Raw genomic sequence first — 17,292 nt, forward strand, 5'->3', positions numbered from 1 at the left:
CGACGCGTCGAGGTGCAGTGCAACGGCACCTGCCCGCTTCCTTCTGCCCCGTCAGCGGCTCGGGATCCCGGGCTGTCGCCACGCTTGCCCCGGGATGACGGGACGATGCGGGAGGATTCGCGGAACCGGTGTCGGTTACCACATGTCGAGGGCGACGCGCGCCTCGTCGGACATGCGGCTCTGGTCCCACGGGGGATCGAACACGATGGTGGCCCTGACGCTCTGCACGCCCGGCACGGAGGCCACGGCGTTCTCGACCCAGCCCGGCATCTCGCCGGCGACCGGGCAGCCCGGAGCCGTAAGGGTCATGTCGATGGCGACGTTCCGGTCGTCGTCGATATCGACGCGGTAGATCAGGCCGAGCTCGTAGATGTCCGCCGGGATTTCCGGATCGTAGACGGTCTTGAGCGCGGCGATGATCTCGTCCGTCATGCGGTCGAGCTCTTCCGGGGGGATCCCTGCGCCGGGCGACACCTGCGGCGTATTGGGCCCGTCCTGGATGGGGGTCTGATCGTTCACAGGTCTATCCTTCAGGCAAACAGGGTTTCGGCCTTCTGCAAGGCGTCCACCAGTTTATCGACTTCTTCCATGGTGTTGTAGAGGCCGAATGATGCACGGCAGGTGGAGGTGGAGCCGAATCGGGTCAAGAGCGGCATGGCGCAATGGGTGCCCGCGCGGACGGCCACGCCCTGCCGGTCGATGATCGTCGCGACGTCATGGGCATGGGCGTTCTTCATCTCGAAGGCGATGATCGGGCCCTTGCCCTTGGCCTGGCCGATGATGCGAATGGAGTTCATGGCGCGCAGGCGCTCGTCGGCATAGGCCGCGAGAGCCTCCTCATGGGCGCGGATGTTCTCGCGCCCGAGCTCCATCATGAAGCGGAGCGCGGCGTCCAGGCCGATGGCCTCGAGGATCGCCGGCGTTCCCGCCTCGAAGCGATGCGGCGGATCGTTGTAGGTGATCGCGTCCTCGCGCACCTCGCGGATCATCTCGCCGCCACCCTGGTAGGGCGGCATCTTCTCGAGGAACGCGCGCTTGCCGTAGAGAACGCCGATGCCCGTCGGACCATAGACCTTGTGGCCGGTGAACACGTAGAAATCGGCATCCAGGTCGCGCACGTCCACATCGAGATGCACGGCGCCCTGAGCCCCGTCCACAAGGACCGGAACCCCATGACCATGGGCGATGCGGATGATCTCCTTCATGGGCGTCGCGGTGCCGAGCACGTTGGACATGTGCGTGATGGCGACGATCTTCGTGCGGGGAGAGAAGAGCTTCTCGAATTCCTCGACCAGGAAGTTGCCCTCGTCGTCCACCGGAGCCCACTTGATGACGGCTCCCTTGCGCTCGCGCAGGAAGTGCCAGGGCACGATGTTGGAATGATGCTCCATGATGGAGAGGATGATCTCGTCCCCCTCCCCGATATTCATGCGGCCGAAGGAATCCGCCACGAGGTTGTAGGCTTCCGTGGCGGATTTCGTGAAGACGATCTCGTCGACCGAATCCGCATTGACGAACGCGCGCACCGTCTCGCGCGCCCGCTCGAAGCCCTCGGTCGCCACGTTGGCCATGTAATGCAGGCCGCGATGGACATTGGAGTACCCCGTCTCCATGGCGTTCACCATGGCGTCGATCACGACCTTCGGCTTCTGCGCCGAGGCGGCATTGTCGAGATAGACGAGCGGTTTGCCGTAGACCTGCTGCGACAGGATCGGGAACTGCGCCCGGATCGTTTCGACGTCGTAGGGCTTGATTTGCATGTTCATCGCCTGAACCGTTTCTCTGCCGTCATGGCCGGGCCCTGACCCGGCCATCCACGTCTTTCCTCGTCATCGAAGAGCGAATGCCCGGCACGGGGCCGGGCATGACGAGGAGGTTTTACGAACGGGCCTTCAGCCAGCCCTCGACCGTGCCGACCAGGGCCTCGCGCGCGCTCTCGTTCTCCACGAACTCGATGGCTTCGCCCAGGAAGGCCTGGACGAGAAGGCTCTCGGCATCCTTGCGCGGCAGGCCGCGGGCCATGAGGTAGAACAGGAGATCCTCGTCGAGCTGGCCGCAGGTGGCGCCGTGAGCGCACTGCACGTCGTCGGCGAAGATTTCGAGCTCCGGCTTGTTGTTCATGGAGCCGCCCTCGGCGAGGAGGAGCGCCGCCGACATCATGCGGCCGTCGGTCTTCTGGGCGTGATGCGGAACGATGATCTTGCCCTGGAAGACGCCCGTGGCCTCGTTGTCGATCACGGTCTTGAACAGCTCGCGGCTCTCGCAATGGAGCGCATTGTGCTCGACCACCAGGGTGGAATCGCCGTGCTGCGAACCTTTCAGCATCGAGGCGCCGTTGACGCGCAGATGCGTGTTCTCGCCGTCGAGAATGGCGTAGACCTGATGGCGCGACGTGGCGGCGCCGACCACCACGTTGATGCTGTTGAACATCGCCTCGGCGCCGACCTTCGCGGCAAGCGTCGACAGGGCGAGCGTCTTGTCGCCCTCGGCGTTGAGGCGAACGTGCTGCACGTTCGACCGGTCGCCCGCGATCATCTCCACCACGTCGTTCGGCTGATGGTTCACGCCGTCGGTGCTCTCGTGGGTTTCGAGGAGCGTGACGGACGCGTCGTCCTCCACCACCACGAGCACGCGCGTGGCGGTGGCGACCGCGGAACCGGCAGCCGTCACGAAGCGCAGATGAACCGGCGTCTCGACCGAGCCGGCAACGCGGACCATCACCCCATCCGCCATGAACGAGGTGTTGAGCTGATAGACCGGGTTGTCGCTCGCCCACGGAACCGGGCTGAGCTTCGCCAGCCATTCGTGGCCGTTGGCAAGAGCCTCGCGCAGGGGCACGATCTCGATGCCTTCGGGCAGCGCGTGGAAGTCGACGGCCTCACGCACGAAATGCCCGTTCACGAACGGCACTTCGAGCGCGCTCACGCCGGTAAACGCCTTCGCGTCCCGCAGCGCCGCCGTGGCCTCTTCCGCCGAGGGCACGGCCGCGAAAGGCGCGACCTCGCGCAGGAGCGCGCGCAGATCCGTGTACTTGAACTCCTCGACCCGGCGGTGCGGAAGCCCGCGCGACGAGAATTGCTCGAAGGCCTGGGCGCGCGACTCCGCGTCGCCCGGAAGCGTCGTCCTGACGCTCTCGAAGGCCTGCACCAGCGCGGTTTCCGCCGGCGTCTTCATGAGGGTCACGTCGGCCATGGTCACGCGGCCTCGCTTTCCCGGTAATCGGCGTAGCCGTTGGCCTCGAGCTCGAGCGCGAGCTCCTTGCCGCCGGTGCGCACGATGCGTCCGCCATGCATGACGTGGACGGTGTCGGGCACGATGTGATTCAGGAGGCGCTGATAGTGCGTGATGACCAGGAACGCGCGATCCGGCGAGCGGAGCGAGTTCACGCCCTCGGACACGATGCGCAGCGCGTCGATGTCGAGGCCGGAATCGGTCTCGTCCAGAATGCAGAAGGCCGGCTGGAGCAGCGCCATCTGCAGGATCTCCATGCGCTTCTTCTCACCGCCCGAGAAGCCGACATTGAGGGCGCGCTTGAGCATGTCCTTGGGCATCTCGAGCTTTGCCGCCGCGGCGTTCACCTGCTTGATGAAGTCGGGCGTCGTCAGCTCGTCCTGCCCGCGCGCCTTGCGCTGGGCGTTGAGGGCGGCCTTCAGGAAGGTCATCGTGCCGACGCCGGGGATCTCCAGCGGGTACTGGAACGCCAGGAAGACACCGGCCGCCGCGCGCTGGTCCGGCTCCATTTCGAGCAGGTTCTGGCCGTCGAGCAGGATCTCGCCGTCGAGGATCTCGTAGTCCTCCTTGCCGGCGACCACGTAGGACAGGGTCGACTTGCCCGAGCCGTTCGGGCCCATGATGGCGGCGACCTCGCCCTTGTTCACGGTGAGGTTGAGGCCGTTGAGAATGCGCTTGTCCTCGATCTGGACAACAAGATTCTTGATTTCGAGCATCTGAGTATTCCGTTGTTGAGGCGTGGATGGCCGGATCGAATCCGGCCCATGACGGGCCTGAGGCGACGGGCCTGAGGCGTCTCGCGTCATGCCCGGGCCTGTCCCGGGCCCCCACGTCCGATTGCCGAATTAACCGACCGAGCCTTCCAGCGAGATCGAGATGAGCTTCTGGGCCTCCACGGCGAACTCCATGGGGAGCTGCTGCAGGACGTCCTTCACGAAGCCGTTCACGATGAGCGCCGTCGCCTCCTCTTCGGAGAGGCCGCGCTGCTGGCAATAGAACATCTGATCCTCCGAGATCTTCGATGTCGTCGCCTCGTGCTCGAACACGGCGGTGGCGTTCTTCGATTCGATGTAGGGCACCGTATGGGCGCCGCACTCGTTGCCGATCAGGAGCGAGTCGCAATTCGTGAAGTTGCGTGCGCCGGTCGCCTTGCGGTGAGCCGAAACCAGGCCGCGATAGGTGTTCTCGGACCTGCCGGCCGCGATGCCCTTCGAGATGATCCGGCTCGAGGTGTTCTTGCCGAGATGGATCATCTTGGTGCCGGAATCGACCTGCTGCATGCCGTTCGACACGGCGATCGAGTAGAACTCGCCGCGTGAGTTGTCGCCGCGCAGGATGCAGGACGGATACTTCCAGGTGATCGCGGAACCGGTCTCGACCTGGGTCCAGGTGATGACGGAGTTGCGCCCCCGGCAATCGCCGCGCTTTGTCACGAAGTTGTAGATGCCGCCCTTGCCTTCGGCATTGCCCGGATACCAGTTCTGAACCGTCGAGTACTTGATCTCGGCGTCGTCGAGGGCGATCAGCTCGACCACGGCGGCATGGAGCTGGTTCTCGTCCCGCTTCGGGGCCGTGCAGCCCTCGAGATAGGAGACGTAGGAGCCCTTGTCGGCGATGATGAGCGTGCGCTCGAACTGGCCCGTATCCTTCTCGTTGATGCGGAAATAGGTGGACAGCTCCATCGGGCAGCGCACGCCCGGCGGCACGTAGACGAACGAGCCGTCCGTGAAGACCGCCGAGTTCAGCGTCGCGAAGAAATTGTCCGTCACCGGCACGACCGAGCCGAGATACTGGCGCACGAGGTCGGGGTATTCGCGGATCGCCTCGGAGATCGGCATGAAGATCACGCCGGCCTTCTTCAGCTCTTCCTTGAAGGTCGTCGCCACCGAGACGGAATCGAACACCGCGTCCACGGCCACGCGGTTCTGCGGCTCGACGCCGGCCAGGACCTCCTGCTCGCGCAGCGGAATGCCGAGCTTCTCGTAGGTCTTGAGAATCTCGGGGTCCACCTCGTCGAGGGATTTCGGCGCCGGGTTCTTCTTGGGTGCGGCGTAGTAATAGATGTCGTTGTAGTCGATCTTGTCGTACGACACGCGCGCCCAGTTCGGCTCCTTCATGGTCAGCCAGCGCTTGTAGGCGTCGAGGCGCCACTGGAGCATCCACTCGGGCTCGCCCTTCTTGCCCGAGATGAAGCGGATCACGTCCTCGGAAAGGCCCTTGGGAGCCTTTTCCATCTCGACCTCGGTCTCGAAGCCGTACTTGTACTGCTCGACGTCAATCGACCGAACCTGATCGATCGTCTCCTGCACTGCAGGCATCTGTCTCTCCCACCTCTCACGGCTTCAAGGGCCGCGGGTTGATATGACATGGAAAACTGGCGGGCCTTCTAAGCCGCGCTCGCCTTCCGCTTATATAAGGTGGCCACCACCGTTTCGCACGCCTCCGCGAAGCGGATGACGTCCTCTTTTGTGGTCGACCACCCCAAACTCACACGCAAAACGCCCTCCGCGAGGGCCGGCTCCACGCCCATGGCGTCGAGCACATGCGACCGCTTGACCTTCCCGGACGAGCAAGCCGAACCGGAAGACAGGGCGATGCCCGCCAGGTCGAAGGCGATCAATGCCGTCTCGGCCTTGAGGCCGGGTATGGCAAAGGCCAAGGTGTTAGGCAACCTTTCCGCTCCGGCACCCACAACAAGAGCGTCCGGCGCGATCCGCCGCACATGCGCCTGTGCCTCGTCGCGCAGCTCCCGCAGCCGCGCGGCTTCCCGCTCCAGCCCCGCCAGGGCGAGATCGGCCGCGGCGCCGAACCCCGCATCGGCCGCCACGTTCTCGGTCCCGGCCCGGTAGTTCTTCTCCTGCCCGCCGCCCCGGATCAGCCGCTCGCCGATCTCGTATTGATCCGAGGCGAGCACCAGGGCCCCCGCCCCCTTCGGGCCGCCGAGCTTGTGGGCCGAGAGCGTCAGCGCATCGACGCCGAGGCTCGCGACATCGACCGGAACCCGGCCCGCCGCCTGCACCGCATCGGTATGGACGAGCCCGCCATGCTCATGAACCAGCCGCGCGATCTCGGAAACGGGCTGGAGAACGCCGGTCTCGTTGTTGGCGAGCTGGACGGAGACCAGAACGCGCTCGTCGGGCGCGCCCTTCAGGGAGGCTTCGAGCCAGGCGAGATCGACGATCCCGTTCCCGTCGACGGGAATGGTTCCGGCGTTCTCGGTGGGAAAGCGATGGCCGTTGAGAATGCAGGGATGCTCGGCAGCGCCCATCAGGAGGCGTGTCGCGCCTGCCTGGCCGAGACGGCGGAAGGACGGCGTCAGCACGAGATTCGCGGCCTCGGTGCCGCCGCTCGTGAAGACAACGTTCTTGGTCCTCGCGCCGGCAAGCCTCGCGACGGCGGCCCGCGCCGCCTCGATCTCCGCCCGGGCGGCACGGCCTTCCGCATGAACGGACGAGGCATTGCCCGGCAGCTGCAGCGCGCGCACGACCTGCTCCGCTACCTCCGGCCGCAGGGGTGAGGTCGCGTTATGATCGAGATATGTGCGCTGGCCCATCGCCATGGCTGTCAGCCTCAAGCCTCACGAATGTCTTGCAAATGACCCTGGTTGCCGTGTTAAAGCACCGCAACCACATCTGCTCGTGTTTCGCCCGACGGCTGAACCCTCGGGATCAATTGAAACAGTGGAACAGTTTAGAAATATTCTAAGGGTTTCTTAAGGGAATCCGAGACCTTGAGTCAAGGTCGCACGGGGGTTTCCCTCTCTTCACAGAGAGGCGATCAAGAGGTTCGCGTATATGCCTGAAGTCATCTTCACAGGTCCCGCCGGTCGTATCGAGGGGCGGTATCAGCCTGCCAAGGAAAAGGGCGCCCCGATCGCCATCATCCTTCACCCGCACCCGCAATTCGGCGGGACGATGAACAACCAGATCGTCTACAACCTGTACTACGACTTCGTGAAGCGCGGCTTCGCGGTCCTTCGGTTCAACTTCCGCGGCGTCGGGCGCAGCCAGGGCTCCTTCGATCACGGTCAGGGGGAGTTGTCGGATGCCGCAGCGGCCCTCGACTGGGCCCAGGCCATGAACCCGGATGCCCGCGCCTGCTGGATCGCCGGCGTGTCCTTCGGCGCCTGGATCGGCATGCAGCTCCTCATGCGCCGCCCGGAGATCGAGGGCTTCATCTCGATCGCCGCGATGGCGAACCGCTACGATTTCTCGTTCCTCGCCCCCTGCCCGTCCTCCGGCCTGTTCGTGCACGGATCGGAAGACCGCGTGGCCCCGGTCAAGGACGTGGTCAGCGTCATCGAGAAGGTGAAGACCCAGAAGGGCGTGAAGCTCGAGCACGCCGTGGTCGAAGGCGCCAACCACTTCTTCGACGGCCGGGTCGAGGAGCTGATGGTGGCGGTCGACGAGTATCTCGACAAGCGCCTCGGCAGCACGCAAGAGGCCGAGCAGCCGGCCTGAAGCCGGCCATTTTCAGGAGCATCGCACGACATCGTGTGATGCCCGTCATCCTACGAAGACCACCGATCACAGACGAGAGCCGCGATGAACGCGCCACGTTCCGAATTCCTCAAAGTGCTCACCGAGCGAGGCTTCATTCACCAGACCTCCGATTTCGAGGGCGTGGATGCCGCGGCCCTCGAGGGCCGTCTGACGACCTATGTGGGCTATGACTGCACGGGCCCGTCCCTTCACGTGGGCCACCTGCTCTCGATCATGATGCTGCACTGGCTCCAGAAGACCGGGGCCGGCAGGCCGATCACGCTCATGGGCGGCGGCACGACGCGCGTCGGCGACCCTTCGGGCAAGGACGAGAGCCGCAAGCTCCTGACGGTCGAGCAGATCGAAGCCAACAAGGACAGCATCAGGACCGTCTTCTCGCGCTTCATCGACTTCGGCGGCGGGACAATCGACGCCATGATGGTGGACAACGCCGAGTGGCTCACCAAGCTCAACTACATCGATTTCCTGCGCGACGTGGGCCGCCATTTCTCGGTCAACCGCATGCTGTCCTTCGACAGCGTGAAGCTGCGCCTGGAGCGCGAGCACGAGCTGTCGTTCCTGGAATTCAACTACATGATCCTCCAGGCCTACGACTTCGTGGAGCTCAACAAGCGCTACGGCTGCGTTCTGCAGATGGGCGGTTCGGACCAGTGGGGCAACATCGTCAACGGCATCGATCTCGGCCGCCGTCTCGGCACGCCGCAGCTCTACGCCGTCACCTGCCCGCTCCTCACGACGGCCTCCGGCGCGAAGATGGGCAAGACCGCTTCGGGCGCGGTCTGGCTCAATGCCGACATGCTCAGCCCCTACGATTACTGGCAGTTCTGGCGCAACACCGAGGACGCGGACGTCTCCCGCTTCCTGAAGCTTTTCACGATCCTGCCCATGGACGAGATCGCCAAGCTCTCGGCCCTGCAGGGCGCCGAGATCAACGAGGCGAAGAAGGTTCTGGCCACCGAGGCCACCGCGCTCCTCCACGGGCGCGAGGCGGCGCAGCTCGCCGCCGAGACCGCGCAGAAGACCTTCGAGCAGGGAACGCTCGCCGAAAGCCTTCCCACCATCGAGGTTCCGTCCAACGTCCTGAAGGACGGGCTCGGCGTGCTGACCGCCTTCGGGCCCGATTACGCGAAGCTCGTGCCTTCGTCGAGCGAGGCTCGCCGGCAGGTCAAGAGCGGCGGCCTGAAGGTGAACGACCAGACGGTCTCGGACGAGCGCGGCAGCCTGAGCCTGTCCGATCTCACGAGCGAAGGCGTGATCAAGCTCTCCTTCGGCAAGAAGAAGCACGTGCTCCTGCGGGCGGTATAAGGGCTCCAAGGGGCGATAGGGCCCGGCCCTTCTCACGTTCATGGCCGCACTCGTTGCGGCCATGCGCGTCATTATGAACCGCAGCCGGTAAAGACCGAGATGCCCGGCTCACGGCCGGGCATGACGGCGCAGGGGCTCAAGAGCCTTTTCCATGAACTTCGGTTCACGGAAAAGGCATTTGTTGTTTGAGAAAGACGCCTTTTCTTCGCAAAACCGGCATCCACTTTTGCGGAAAAGGCTCTAGGCCCGCCCCTTCCCGCCATAGCGGCATTTCCCAGAAATCCCGATCCGCATTTCTTGCTGAAGCGGACCTCCCGTTCGCCACATGGCGACAGCATCGGACGTGAAGTCGAACCCGCATCCGATGCTTTCACCTTTGGGTCTTGAGCATCGAACGCAAAACCGGTTCCCACTTCCCGCGTTCGGCGCCTCGCGCCTCTACCGATCCACGATCGGCGGTTGCGCATCGCTCTGCTGCGGCTCCATACCGACGCCGAAGAGCTTGCGCAGGAAGCCGGGAGCCACCGCCGAGAGCGGATTGACCGTCAGGGACGGCGCGCTCGCCTGTCCCGTGGCCCGGAAGTTGACCGCGAACAGGCCCTCGTACTGGCTGCCGCCGAGAAGCGGGCCGAACAGCGGCACCTTGGCGAAGGCGTTGTTCAGGCCATAGGCCGGGACGAAGGTCCCGGAGATATCCATCCGGTCCCGGCTGTAATCGACGAATCCGTCGAGCGTGAAGCCGATCTGATTCCCATAGATCGCCGCCTCCTTGAAATCGAGGCGGCCGGACGTGCGCGTGAATTCGGCGCGGGCCCTCGTGAAGGCCACCTCGTTCACGTCCACGCGAACCATCTGGGGATTGCCCTGCTTGTCTTGTCCGGCGACCATCTGGGTCTGGGTCGGGATGATGCGGCGCAGGGCCGGCTCGTTGACCAGCGTGAAGGAGCGCAGCAGCAGGATGCCGGGCTGCTGCCCCTCGCCGGTCGTCATGTTGATGATGAGGTCGCCCCCCACCATGCGCCTGTACACGTCCGTGAACCGCAGCAGCGCGCCCGCGTCGTCGGCCTGGATGATGATGACCGAACCGTTTCGGCCCTGCGTGTCCGTGCGCGCCGCGATATTGGTCGCGCCGAGGCGGCCCTTCATTTCGAGCTGACGCAGGACCTCCTTGCGCATCGATGCCTTGATGACCGCGTTCGTGATCGCCTCGTTGTTGTATCCGGTCAGGATGTTGAGGTTCAGATCGAGGTCGAAGTCCTTCGTGTCCTTCTGGCCGTTTCCGCTCCGGGGCGGGGACGGCGCGCTGAGACTTTTGAGGAACGGGCGGGCATCGCCCACATTGCCGCGAACGACGACCTTGTAGGCGCCGCCGGACTGCTCGATCTGGGCCCGCATGTCGTCCCCGGGCGAGAGCTTGAAGGTGGACAGGTCCGCCTTCACGAGATCGCCGTCCTTCGACAGGGACGCCGTGCCGCGCAGCTGCACGTTGCCGCTGTCGAGCTGCAGGTCGCGGATTTCGGGTTCGGGCGCCTCGCTCATGGTGAAGGTGAGCTTGCCGGGCTTGCCCGCGGGCTTGACCCAGCCCGGAATGAGCTGGTCCACTCCAGCCTTCGTCAGATCCGCCTCGACCAGCATGCCGGCTCCGTCAGCGCCCCCCAGCGGCACGCCGACCTTGAGGGCGACCGCGCCCGTCAGCTGCGATCCGAACGACAGCCCGCGCTTGTTGCGCGCCGCCTCGTCGAGCACGAAGGCGACGTTCGCCTGTCCGCCCTGACGGCCTTTCTGCACGTCAATCGTCGCCGCGCCGCCGCCGATCTTGCCCTCGCCCCGGATCGAGAGATCGCCGCGGTCATAGGCGACGGTCAGGTTGCCGCCTTCGAGCTTCTCCTTGCCGAACATCTTGTCGAGCGTGAGATCGCTGACCGTGCCCGTCACCTTCAGCGGAAGATCGGCGATGGCCGGAATATTCTTGACGGGAAGCCCGACCCCGACCAGCAGCTCCGCCCTGCCCTTCATCGTGGCGGGATCGACCTCGAATCCGGCGATCTCCTTCACCAGCGGCTGCTGCAGCATGGCCCCGACGCCGTCCGCCGCGCCCGTGAGGCGAAAGCCGATCTGCGCCACGGCCTTGTCGTCCCAGTAATTGTCGAGCGCGAACGAGCCGTCGAGGGCGTCCAGGTCGTGATTGCCCGGCATGTCCACGCGACCCGACGGCGCGCGCACGCTCACGGACGTCCCGGTCACGCGCCCGGCCGCGTCCATCCTGGACACCGGCGGCAGGCCCTCGGCCGCCTGGAGCGCGCCCTGCGAGATCACGAAGTCGATCCTCACGGAGCCGTCGGGAATGGGACCGCCGGTCATGGATCGTTCGACATCGGCTCCCGTCATCGCGACCTTGAGCTTGAAATTCTCGAGGGTGCCGGCCTTGAGGTTCGCCACCAGGAAGCGGCGTACCGGCGGCGCGACGGCCTCGGGCCAGACCCGCAGCGCGGAGCGGATGTTGGTCTTCGAGGCGGTGACGTCGAATTTCAGGCCCTTCGGGTCGGCGCTCTCGGCAAGAGCGCCGCCGATATCGGCATGAAGATCGGGCCCTCTCAGCCTGATGCTGTTGATCATGACGCCGTTGGGGCCGGACAGGTCCGCGTCCATTTCAGAGACCTGGAGCGGCGCGTCGCCGGGAGCGGCGCCCGACCACACGATGTCCCGGCCGCTGAGCTTCAGGCGCCAGGGCTGATGGGCCGTCGGGGCCGAGAGCGTCCCCTGGAGCCTGACCTGCGTGTCGCCTCCCTTGAGATCCAGGGTCGGCAGCTTGAGCGTCTTCTCGGCCTCGCTCCATTCGGCCACGATCGTGGCGCGGTCCACCGGCAGCGCGGACGTGTCCTTGTCCTCGATCCGGATGAAGCCCGCATTGCTGTCGAGGCGCGTCTTCAGCTCGGTCACGCGGCCATCCGCATAGGCCACGTCGAAGCGGCCCGTAAACTCGAGATCGGTCGCCGCCGGAAGGCTCGACATGCCGCTCAGCACCATGATGTCCTGGATCGGGGCGGAATCGGCGACGAAGGCCGCGCGATACGCCGTCCGGCCTTCGGCCCTCACATCGCCCCTCAGCTCCCACGGGCCCTGGGGCCCCTCGACCGTGGCCGAGAAACGGCGGCCGCCGTCCTTGTCCCAGTCGAAGACGGCGTCGACGCGGTCGAACCGGGCCCGCTCACGATAATCGGCATCGATGATCACGAGCTGCGCATTGGTCAGCTGCGCCGTCCCGAGAGCGTTGAGAACGCTGTGCGGTCCGACGATCAGATCGAACAGCGACCCGACGGCGCCGGAGACCAGGGACGGCCCGTCCGCGCTCGCGGCCAGGGAGGCCGCAGCCTCCTTGGAGGGAGCGGGCTCGGGAGCGGGAGCGCCCCGTGCATGGCCCTCTTCCGTGGCGGGCACCGGCGAGAAGGTCAGTGAGCCGTCCCGGTTGACGAGCATGCGCAGCTGCAGGTCCCGGACCTGGATGGCTTTGGGCTGGAGATTGGCGGTGAGCAGCGACACGAAATCGACGCTGACGAGCGCATAGGGCGCACGGACGACGAGCTCGCCGCTGGGCCCGCGAATGTCGAGCCCGTTGGCCCGCAGGGCCGGCATGCCCTCGTGAAGCTCGATGACCGTGTTGCGCAGCGCGACGGTCCAGCCCGGACCGATCCGCGAGGCCAGAGCCTCGGCCACGCGCTCAGGCAGGCGTCCGAAACTGAGCGGCGCCACCGACAGGCGGAGATAGAACACCCCTGCGGCGACGATCAGGAAGGCGATCAGCCCGAGCTTGGCATAGATCGTTCCACGGACCAGCCGCCTCACGAGGCTTCGTTTGGCCGGTTCTCGCCGGGACAACGGGGTTCGGACCGTTCGTTTCATTCTGTGGTATGGGGCAACCCGGTTCTTGCGCCTTCGCGGCAACGAGGGAATCAATGAGGACCTTAACCGTCCCGGCAGCCTCTCGCGACCGCCTCTTTCCGTCGTGCACACAAGAGGTTTCCAACCAGGACATTCCGCCAAAAGGAAGGCGAACGATGACACTGACGCCCGGAACCCACGCCCCGGCCTTCACTCTTCCGGCCACGGATGGGCAGAATATTTCCCTCGACGGCCTCAAGGGCCGGAAGGTCGTGCTGTATTTCTACCCGAAGGATGACACCAGCGGCTGCACCCTGGAGGCGCAGAATTTCCAGGCCCTTCGCCCGGAATTCCTGGCGGCGGACACCGTCATCGTCGGCGTCTCGCCCGACAGCCTCAAGAGCCACGACAAGTTCCGGGCCAAATACGACCTCTCGTTTCCTCTCGCGTCCGACGAGGCCAAGTCCATGCTGGAGGCCTATGGCGTCTGGGTGGAGAAGAGCATGTACGGCCGCAAATACATGGGCGTCGAACGGACGACGGTTCTCATCGACCGCGAGGGCCTCGTCGCGAGGGTCTGGAACAAGGTGAAGGTGCCGGGCCACGCCGAGGAGGTGCTGGAGGCCGCGAAAAGGATCTGAGAGATGAAAAGGGCCGCTTCATCGAAGCGGCCCTGTCTCCTGATTTAGTCGATGTCCTCGACCTCTTCCGCGCCGCCATAGACGCGCTGGGCGAGCGAGGCCTCCATGAAGGGGTCGAGATCGCCGTCGAGCACGTCCTGCGGGCTCTGCGACTGGGTGCCGGTGCGCAGGTCCTTCACGAGCTGATAGGGCTGCAGCACGTAGGAGCGGATCTGGTGGCCCCAGCCGATATCGGTCTTGGCGGCGGCTTCCGCGTTCGCCTTCTCCTCGCGCTTCTTCAGCTCCAGCTCGTAGAGTCGGGCACGCAGCATGTTCCAGGCGGTCGCCCGGTTCTTGTGCTGCGAGCGCTCCTGCTGGCAGGCCACGACGATGCCGGTCGGGATATGGGTGATGCGCACCGCCGAGTCGGTGGTGTTCACGTGCTGGCCGCCCGCGCCCGAGGAGCGGAACGTGTCGATGCGGCAGTCCGATTCCTTGACCTCGATGTTGATGCGGTCGTCCACCACCGGGTAGACCCACACCGAGGCGAAGCTCGTGTGACGGCGCGCATTCGAATCGTAAGGGGAGATGCGCACGAGCCGGTGCACGCCCGACTCGGTCTTGAGCCAGCCATAGGCGTTGTGGCCCTTGATCATGAGCGTGGCGCTCTTGATGCCCGCCTCTTCGCCGTCGGTGACTTCGAGAAGCTCGACCTTGTACTTCCGGCGCTCCGCCCAGCGGGCGTACATGCGCTGGAGCATCGAGGCCCAGTCCTGGCTCTCGGTGCCGCCGGCGCCCGAATGCACTTCGATATAGGTGTCGTTGGAATCGGCCTCTCCGGAGAGCAGGGTCTCCACCTGACGGCGGGCGGCCTCCTCCTGGAGGCGGCGGATCGCTTCCTCGCCCTCCCGGATCGTGCCTTCGTCGTCCTCCATCTCGCCGAGCTCGATCAGCGTGATGGCGTCATCGAGTTCCTGCTCCATGCGCCGGATGGCGGAGATCTGGTCCTCCAGGGAGGTGCGCTCGCGCATGGTCTTTTGCGCGGCTTCCGCATCGTTCCAGAGATTCGGATCTTCGGCGAGGGCGTTCAGTTCGGCGAGGCGGCGCTGGGCATTGTCCCAGTCAAAGATGCCTCCTCAGCAGCCCGACTGACTGCTTGGTCTCTTCTACGAGGTGTTCGATTTCGGCGCGCATTTCGTCTCGCTGTCCGTGCCTGTGAATGAAGGGGGTCTTAAGGGCCCGGCCCCGGCATGTAAAGCCGCGGCCCCCTGATCTAATGGCTCCGGAGGCATATTTAAAGTTGCGTCAAACGTAACGTTATTGCAGGATCAAGTTCTCGCAATAGGAACGTATGCAATGCCCGGCCGGATCAGCCTGATTGTCGAAGACCCGAACCATCGGCCCGTCGAACTCATGTCCCTGAAGCCGCCGAACCCGGAGCCGGAACCGGAGGAGCCTCCCCCGCCCCCGGATTTCCCTTCGAAGATTCTCGATCTGGCCCCTGACGGCATCCGGACCACCTTCGGCACCGAGACATTGATCGACATCGGCTCCGACGCCACGATCGCGCCGGGCAACACCCCCATCAAGAAGCTCCAGGTCCATCTGTCGAGCGAGCTGAACTGGTTCGAACATATCGGGTTGCGGGAAAACAACCACGTGACCGCCACGGATGGCGGCAATCGCGGCAGCGTCATCACCGTCGACGGCGTCGAGATCGGGAGCATCTCGACCAGTTCCGATCAATGGGCGATGATCTTCCATTTCAACGAGAATGCGACGCCCGAACGGGTTCAGGAACTCATCCGGTGCCTGACCTACACGAATACACATGAGAACCTCCCCATGTATTCGGGGGATATCGACCTCATCCTCGTCGACGTCAGCGGCGAGAGCTGGGACGAGTACGCGAACGTCACCGTAGCCCCGGTGGGCGAGATGGTCCTGACGGCAGGAGCGGACACCTATACCGGCCGGGAGGGCGACGACGTGTTCTACGCCTTTGAGTCTTCCATGGGGGGCGACGTCATCGCGGGCGGGGAAGGCTTCGACACCCTGTCCCTCGTCGGGGGCGGGCTATTCTTTCTGAACACGATGACAGGCCTCCTCGGCATCGAGAAGATCCAGGGATCGAGGGAGGAGGACATCATCGTCGTCAGCGCAGGGCAGCTCGCCGCCGTGCAGGTCTTGGATGGCGGCACGGATCCCGACCACGGCAGTGACTTCCTTCAGCTCCAGGGCAGCTACTTCGACTTGACGGCCAAGGAGATCGTCAATTTCGCGGAAATCGGCCTCTCCACGGAAGGAGCCACAGTCGTCGTCGACGAAGTGCACATGGCCAAACTGGTATGGGGCCGCGAGCAGCAGGGCGAAACCCTGATCCTGTCCCAGGGCACCTTGACGGAAGCCGAGCGCCTCCAGATCCACCGCCAGGGCATCGACACGATCGTCACGCTCGCGGACGGCACGACGACGAAGCACGAAGCCCCCACAATCACGGGTCTCGACCAGGATCATGTGACGCTCAATGCGCCCAAGGTCTTTATCGACGCTGGCCGAAACGTCACGATCGAAAGCGATGACGGGCTGATGGGGTATCTCGACATCGAGGTTGTCGACACGGGCAGCAACGGTGGCGCTGGCACGAACGACGACAGTGAAAGAGAGGATATCCTCGACATCGAAACGTCCGACAGGATCACGTTGTCCGAAGGGCTTCGCGACGGAAGCAGGGTGATGATCGGCGGCATCGATATTGGCGCGATTGCCAATTACAGCCCTGTCCTTCCGAGCGTCCTCGGCTTCACCTTCAACGAGAACGCCACGCCGGATCTGGTCGAGGAACTGGTGCAAGCGGTCACGTACAGGAACGCGAACGGCAGGATCTTCGAGTCGAAGCAAATCCACTTCAATTTCGGCGATGCCGGTTTCAGATCGTCCGAGATATCGATTTCGATCGATCCCGAGACGAATGTCGCTCCGACCGCCATCGCGTTGAGCGCCACGACGATCGCCGAACTGTCCCGCAACGGATCCGTGATCGGCGAACTCACCGCCCAGGACACGAATTTCGGCGAGACCTTCACCTATTCGCTCACCAACGACGCCGGGGGGCGCTTCGCCATCGTCGGCGACAAGCTGGTGGTCAAGCATGGGGTCAAGCTCGATTTCGAAGACACGCGCTCCCACACGGTCAAGATCAAAGCGACGGACGCCCTCGGCCTGTCATTCGAGAAGACCTTCACCATCCGTGTTTCGGATGTGAACCCCGAAGCGGCGACCGGCACCTCCGGCCACGACAAGATCGTCGGGGGCGCGGGCCGGGACAGGCTTACCGGCGCAGGCGGAGCCGATACGCTCCTCGGCGGCCGGGGAGACGATGTCCTGACGGGCGGAAGCGGTCGCGACAGTCTGACGGGGGGCGACGGCAAAGACCTGTTCGTGTTCCATCAAGGGGACGTGGGCCTCGGCTCCGCTCGCCGTGACGTGGTCACCGACTTCAGGCATGGGGTCGACCGCATCGACATCTCGGGAATCGATGCGGATGCCACCACGAGGACCGACAACCGGTTCACGGCCCTGCTGTCCGCCGGAAGCACCTTCACCAAGGCCGGACAGCTCCGCTACGACGCGAAGACAGGGGTCCTTTCCGGCAACACCGACAGCGATGCCCGGTCCGAGTTCGAGATCGTCCTCAAGAACAAACCGGCCGTGCTGACGCTGTCTGATCTGGTGCTCTAAACCGGCTCGTCATG

At 64.8% G+C, this 17,292-nt stretch carries 12 protein-coding genes; 4 read left to right on the plus strand and 8 right to left on the minus strand.

The window, feature by feature from the left end; translation table 11 throughout:
• Positions 1–135: 135 nt before the first annotated feature.
• The 6 genes from AB8841_RS20830 to AB8841_RS20855 all read right to left on the minus strand — a co-directional run bounded on the left by AB8841_RS20830 (position 136) and on the right by AB8841_RS20855 (position 6,790).
• Positions 136–519: an SUF system Fe-S cluster assembly protein gene (locus tag AB8841_RS20830; protein WP_370437708.1), complete on the minus strand. Its 384-nt coding sequence runs from the start codon at positions 517–519 to the stop codon at positions 136–138.
• Positions 520–530: 11 nt separating this feature from the next.
• Complete coding sequence (locus AB8841_RS20835; protein ID WP_370439329.1) at positions 531–1,766, minus strand: cysteine desulfurase; 1,236 nt, start codon at positions 1,764–1,766, stop codon at positions 531–533.
• Positions 1,767–1,878: 112 nt separating this feature from the next.
• A complete protein-coding gene (sufD, locus tag AB8841_RS20840; protein ID WP_370437709.1) occupies positions 1,879–3,192 on the minus strand; it encodes a Fe-S cluster assembly protein SufD in 1,314 nt (437 codons plus the stop codon).
• Between the two features lie 2 nt (positions 3,193–3,194).
• Complete coding sequence (sufC, locus tag AB8841_RS20845; RefSeq protein WP_370437710.1) at positions 3,195–3,947, minus strand: Fe-S cluster assembly ATPase SufC; 753 nt, start codon at positions 3,945–3,947, stop codon at positions 3,195–3,197.
• Positions 3,948–4,076: 129 nt separating this feature from the next.
• Entirely contained in the window at positions 4,077–5,549 is a 1,473-nt protein-coding gene (gene sufB, locus AB8841_RS20850; RefSeq protein WP_370437711.1) for a Fe-S cluster assembly protein SufB, read from the minus strand.
• Between the two features lie 68 nt (positions 5,550–5,617).
• Positions 5,618–6,790, minus strand: a complete 1,173-nt coding sequence (locus AB8841_RS20855) for a cysteine desulfurase family protein (RefSeq protein WP_370437712.1) — start codon at positions 6,788–6,790, stop codon at positions 5,618–5,620.
• Between the two features lie 235 nt (positions 6,791–7,025).
• Between AB8841_RS20855 and AB8841_RS20860 the strand changes: the two genes are divergently transcribed.
• Positions 7,026–7,691, plus strand: coding sequence for an alpha/beta hydrolase (locus AB8841_RS20860; RefSeq protein WP_370437713.1), 666 nt, complete (start codon positions 7,026–7,028; stop codon positions 7,689–7,691).
• 84 nt (positions 7,692–7,775) lie between these two features.
• Positions 7,776–9,038: a tyrosine--tRNA ligase gene (gene tyrS, locus AB8841_RS20865; RefSeq protein WP_370437714.1), complete on the plus strand. Its 1,263-nt coding sequence runs from the start codon at positions 7,776–7,778 to the stop codon at positions 9,036–9,038.
• Positions 9,039–9,476: 438 nt separating this feature from the next.
• On the opposite strand, the gene AB8841_RS20870 is transcribed toward tyrS, so the two are convergent.
• Positions 9,477–12,881: a DUF3971 domain-containing protein gene (locus AB8841_RS20870; protein WP_370437715.1), complete on the minus strand. Its 3,405-nt coding sequence runs from the start codon at positions 12,879–12,881 to the stop codon at positions 9,477–9,479.
• A 212-nt stretch (positions 12,882–13,093) separates the two neighbouring features.
• Here AB8841_RS20870 and AB8841_RS20875 point away from each other — a divergent pair, with 212 nt between their 5' ends.
• Positions 13,094–13,558 carry a peroxiredoxin gene (locus AB8841_RS20875; protein WP_370437716.1) on the plus strand — a complete coding sequence of 155 codons (465 nt, stop codon included), beginning with the start codon at positions 13,094–13,096 and terminating at the stop codon, positions 13,556–13,558.
• A gap of 44 nt (positions 13,559–13,602) precedes the next feature.
• On the opposite strand, the gene prfB is transcribed toward AB8841_RS20875, so the two are convergent.
• Positions 13,603–14,731, minus strand: a protein-coding gene (gene prfB, locus AB8841_RS20880) for a peptide chain release factor 2 (protein ID WP_370437717.1) whose coding sequence is annotated in 2 segments (ribosomal slippage) — positions 13,603–14,661 and positions 14,663–14,731 — 1,128 coding nt in all. Because the reading frame shifts where the segments join, the coding sequence is not laid out codon by codon here.
• Between the two features lie 162 nt (positions 14,732–14,893).
• On the opposite strand from prfB, the gene AB8841_RS20885 reads away from it, so the two are divergent.
• A complete protein-coding gene (locus AB8841_RS20885; protein WP_370437718.1) occupies positions 14,894–17,278 on the plus strand; it encodes a M10 family metallopeptidase C-terminal domain-containing protein in 2,385 nt (794 codons plus the stop codon).
• Positions 17,279–17,292 lie beyond the last annotated feature (14 nt).

Source organism: Microvirga sp. TS319 (genome assembly GCF_041276405.1).
GTDB lineage: Bacteria > Pseudomonadota > Alphaproteobacteria > Rhizobiales > Beijerinckiaceae > Microvirga.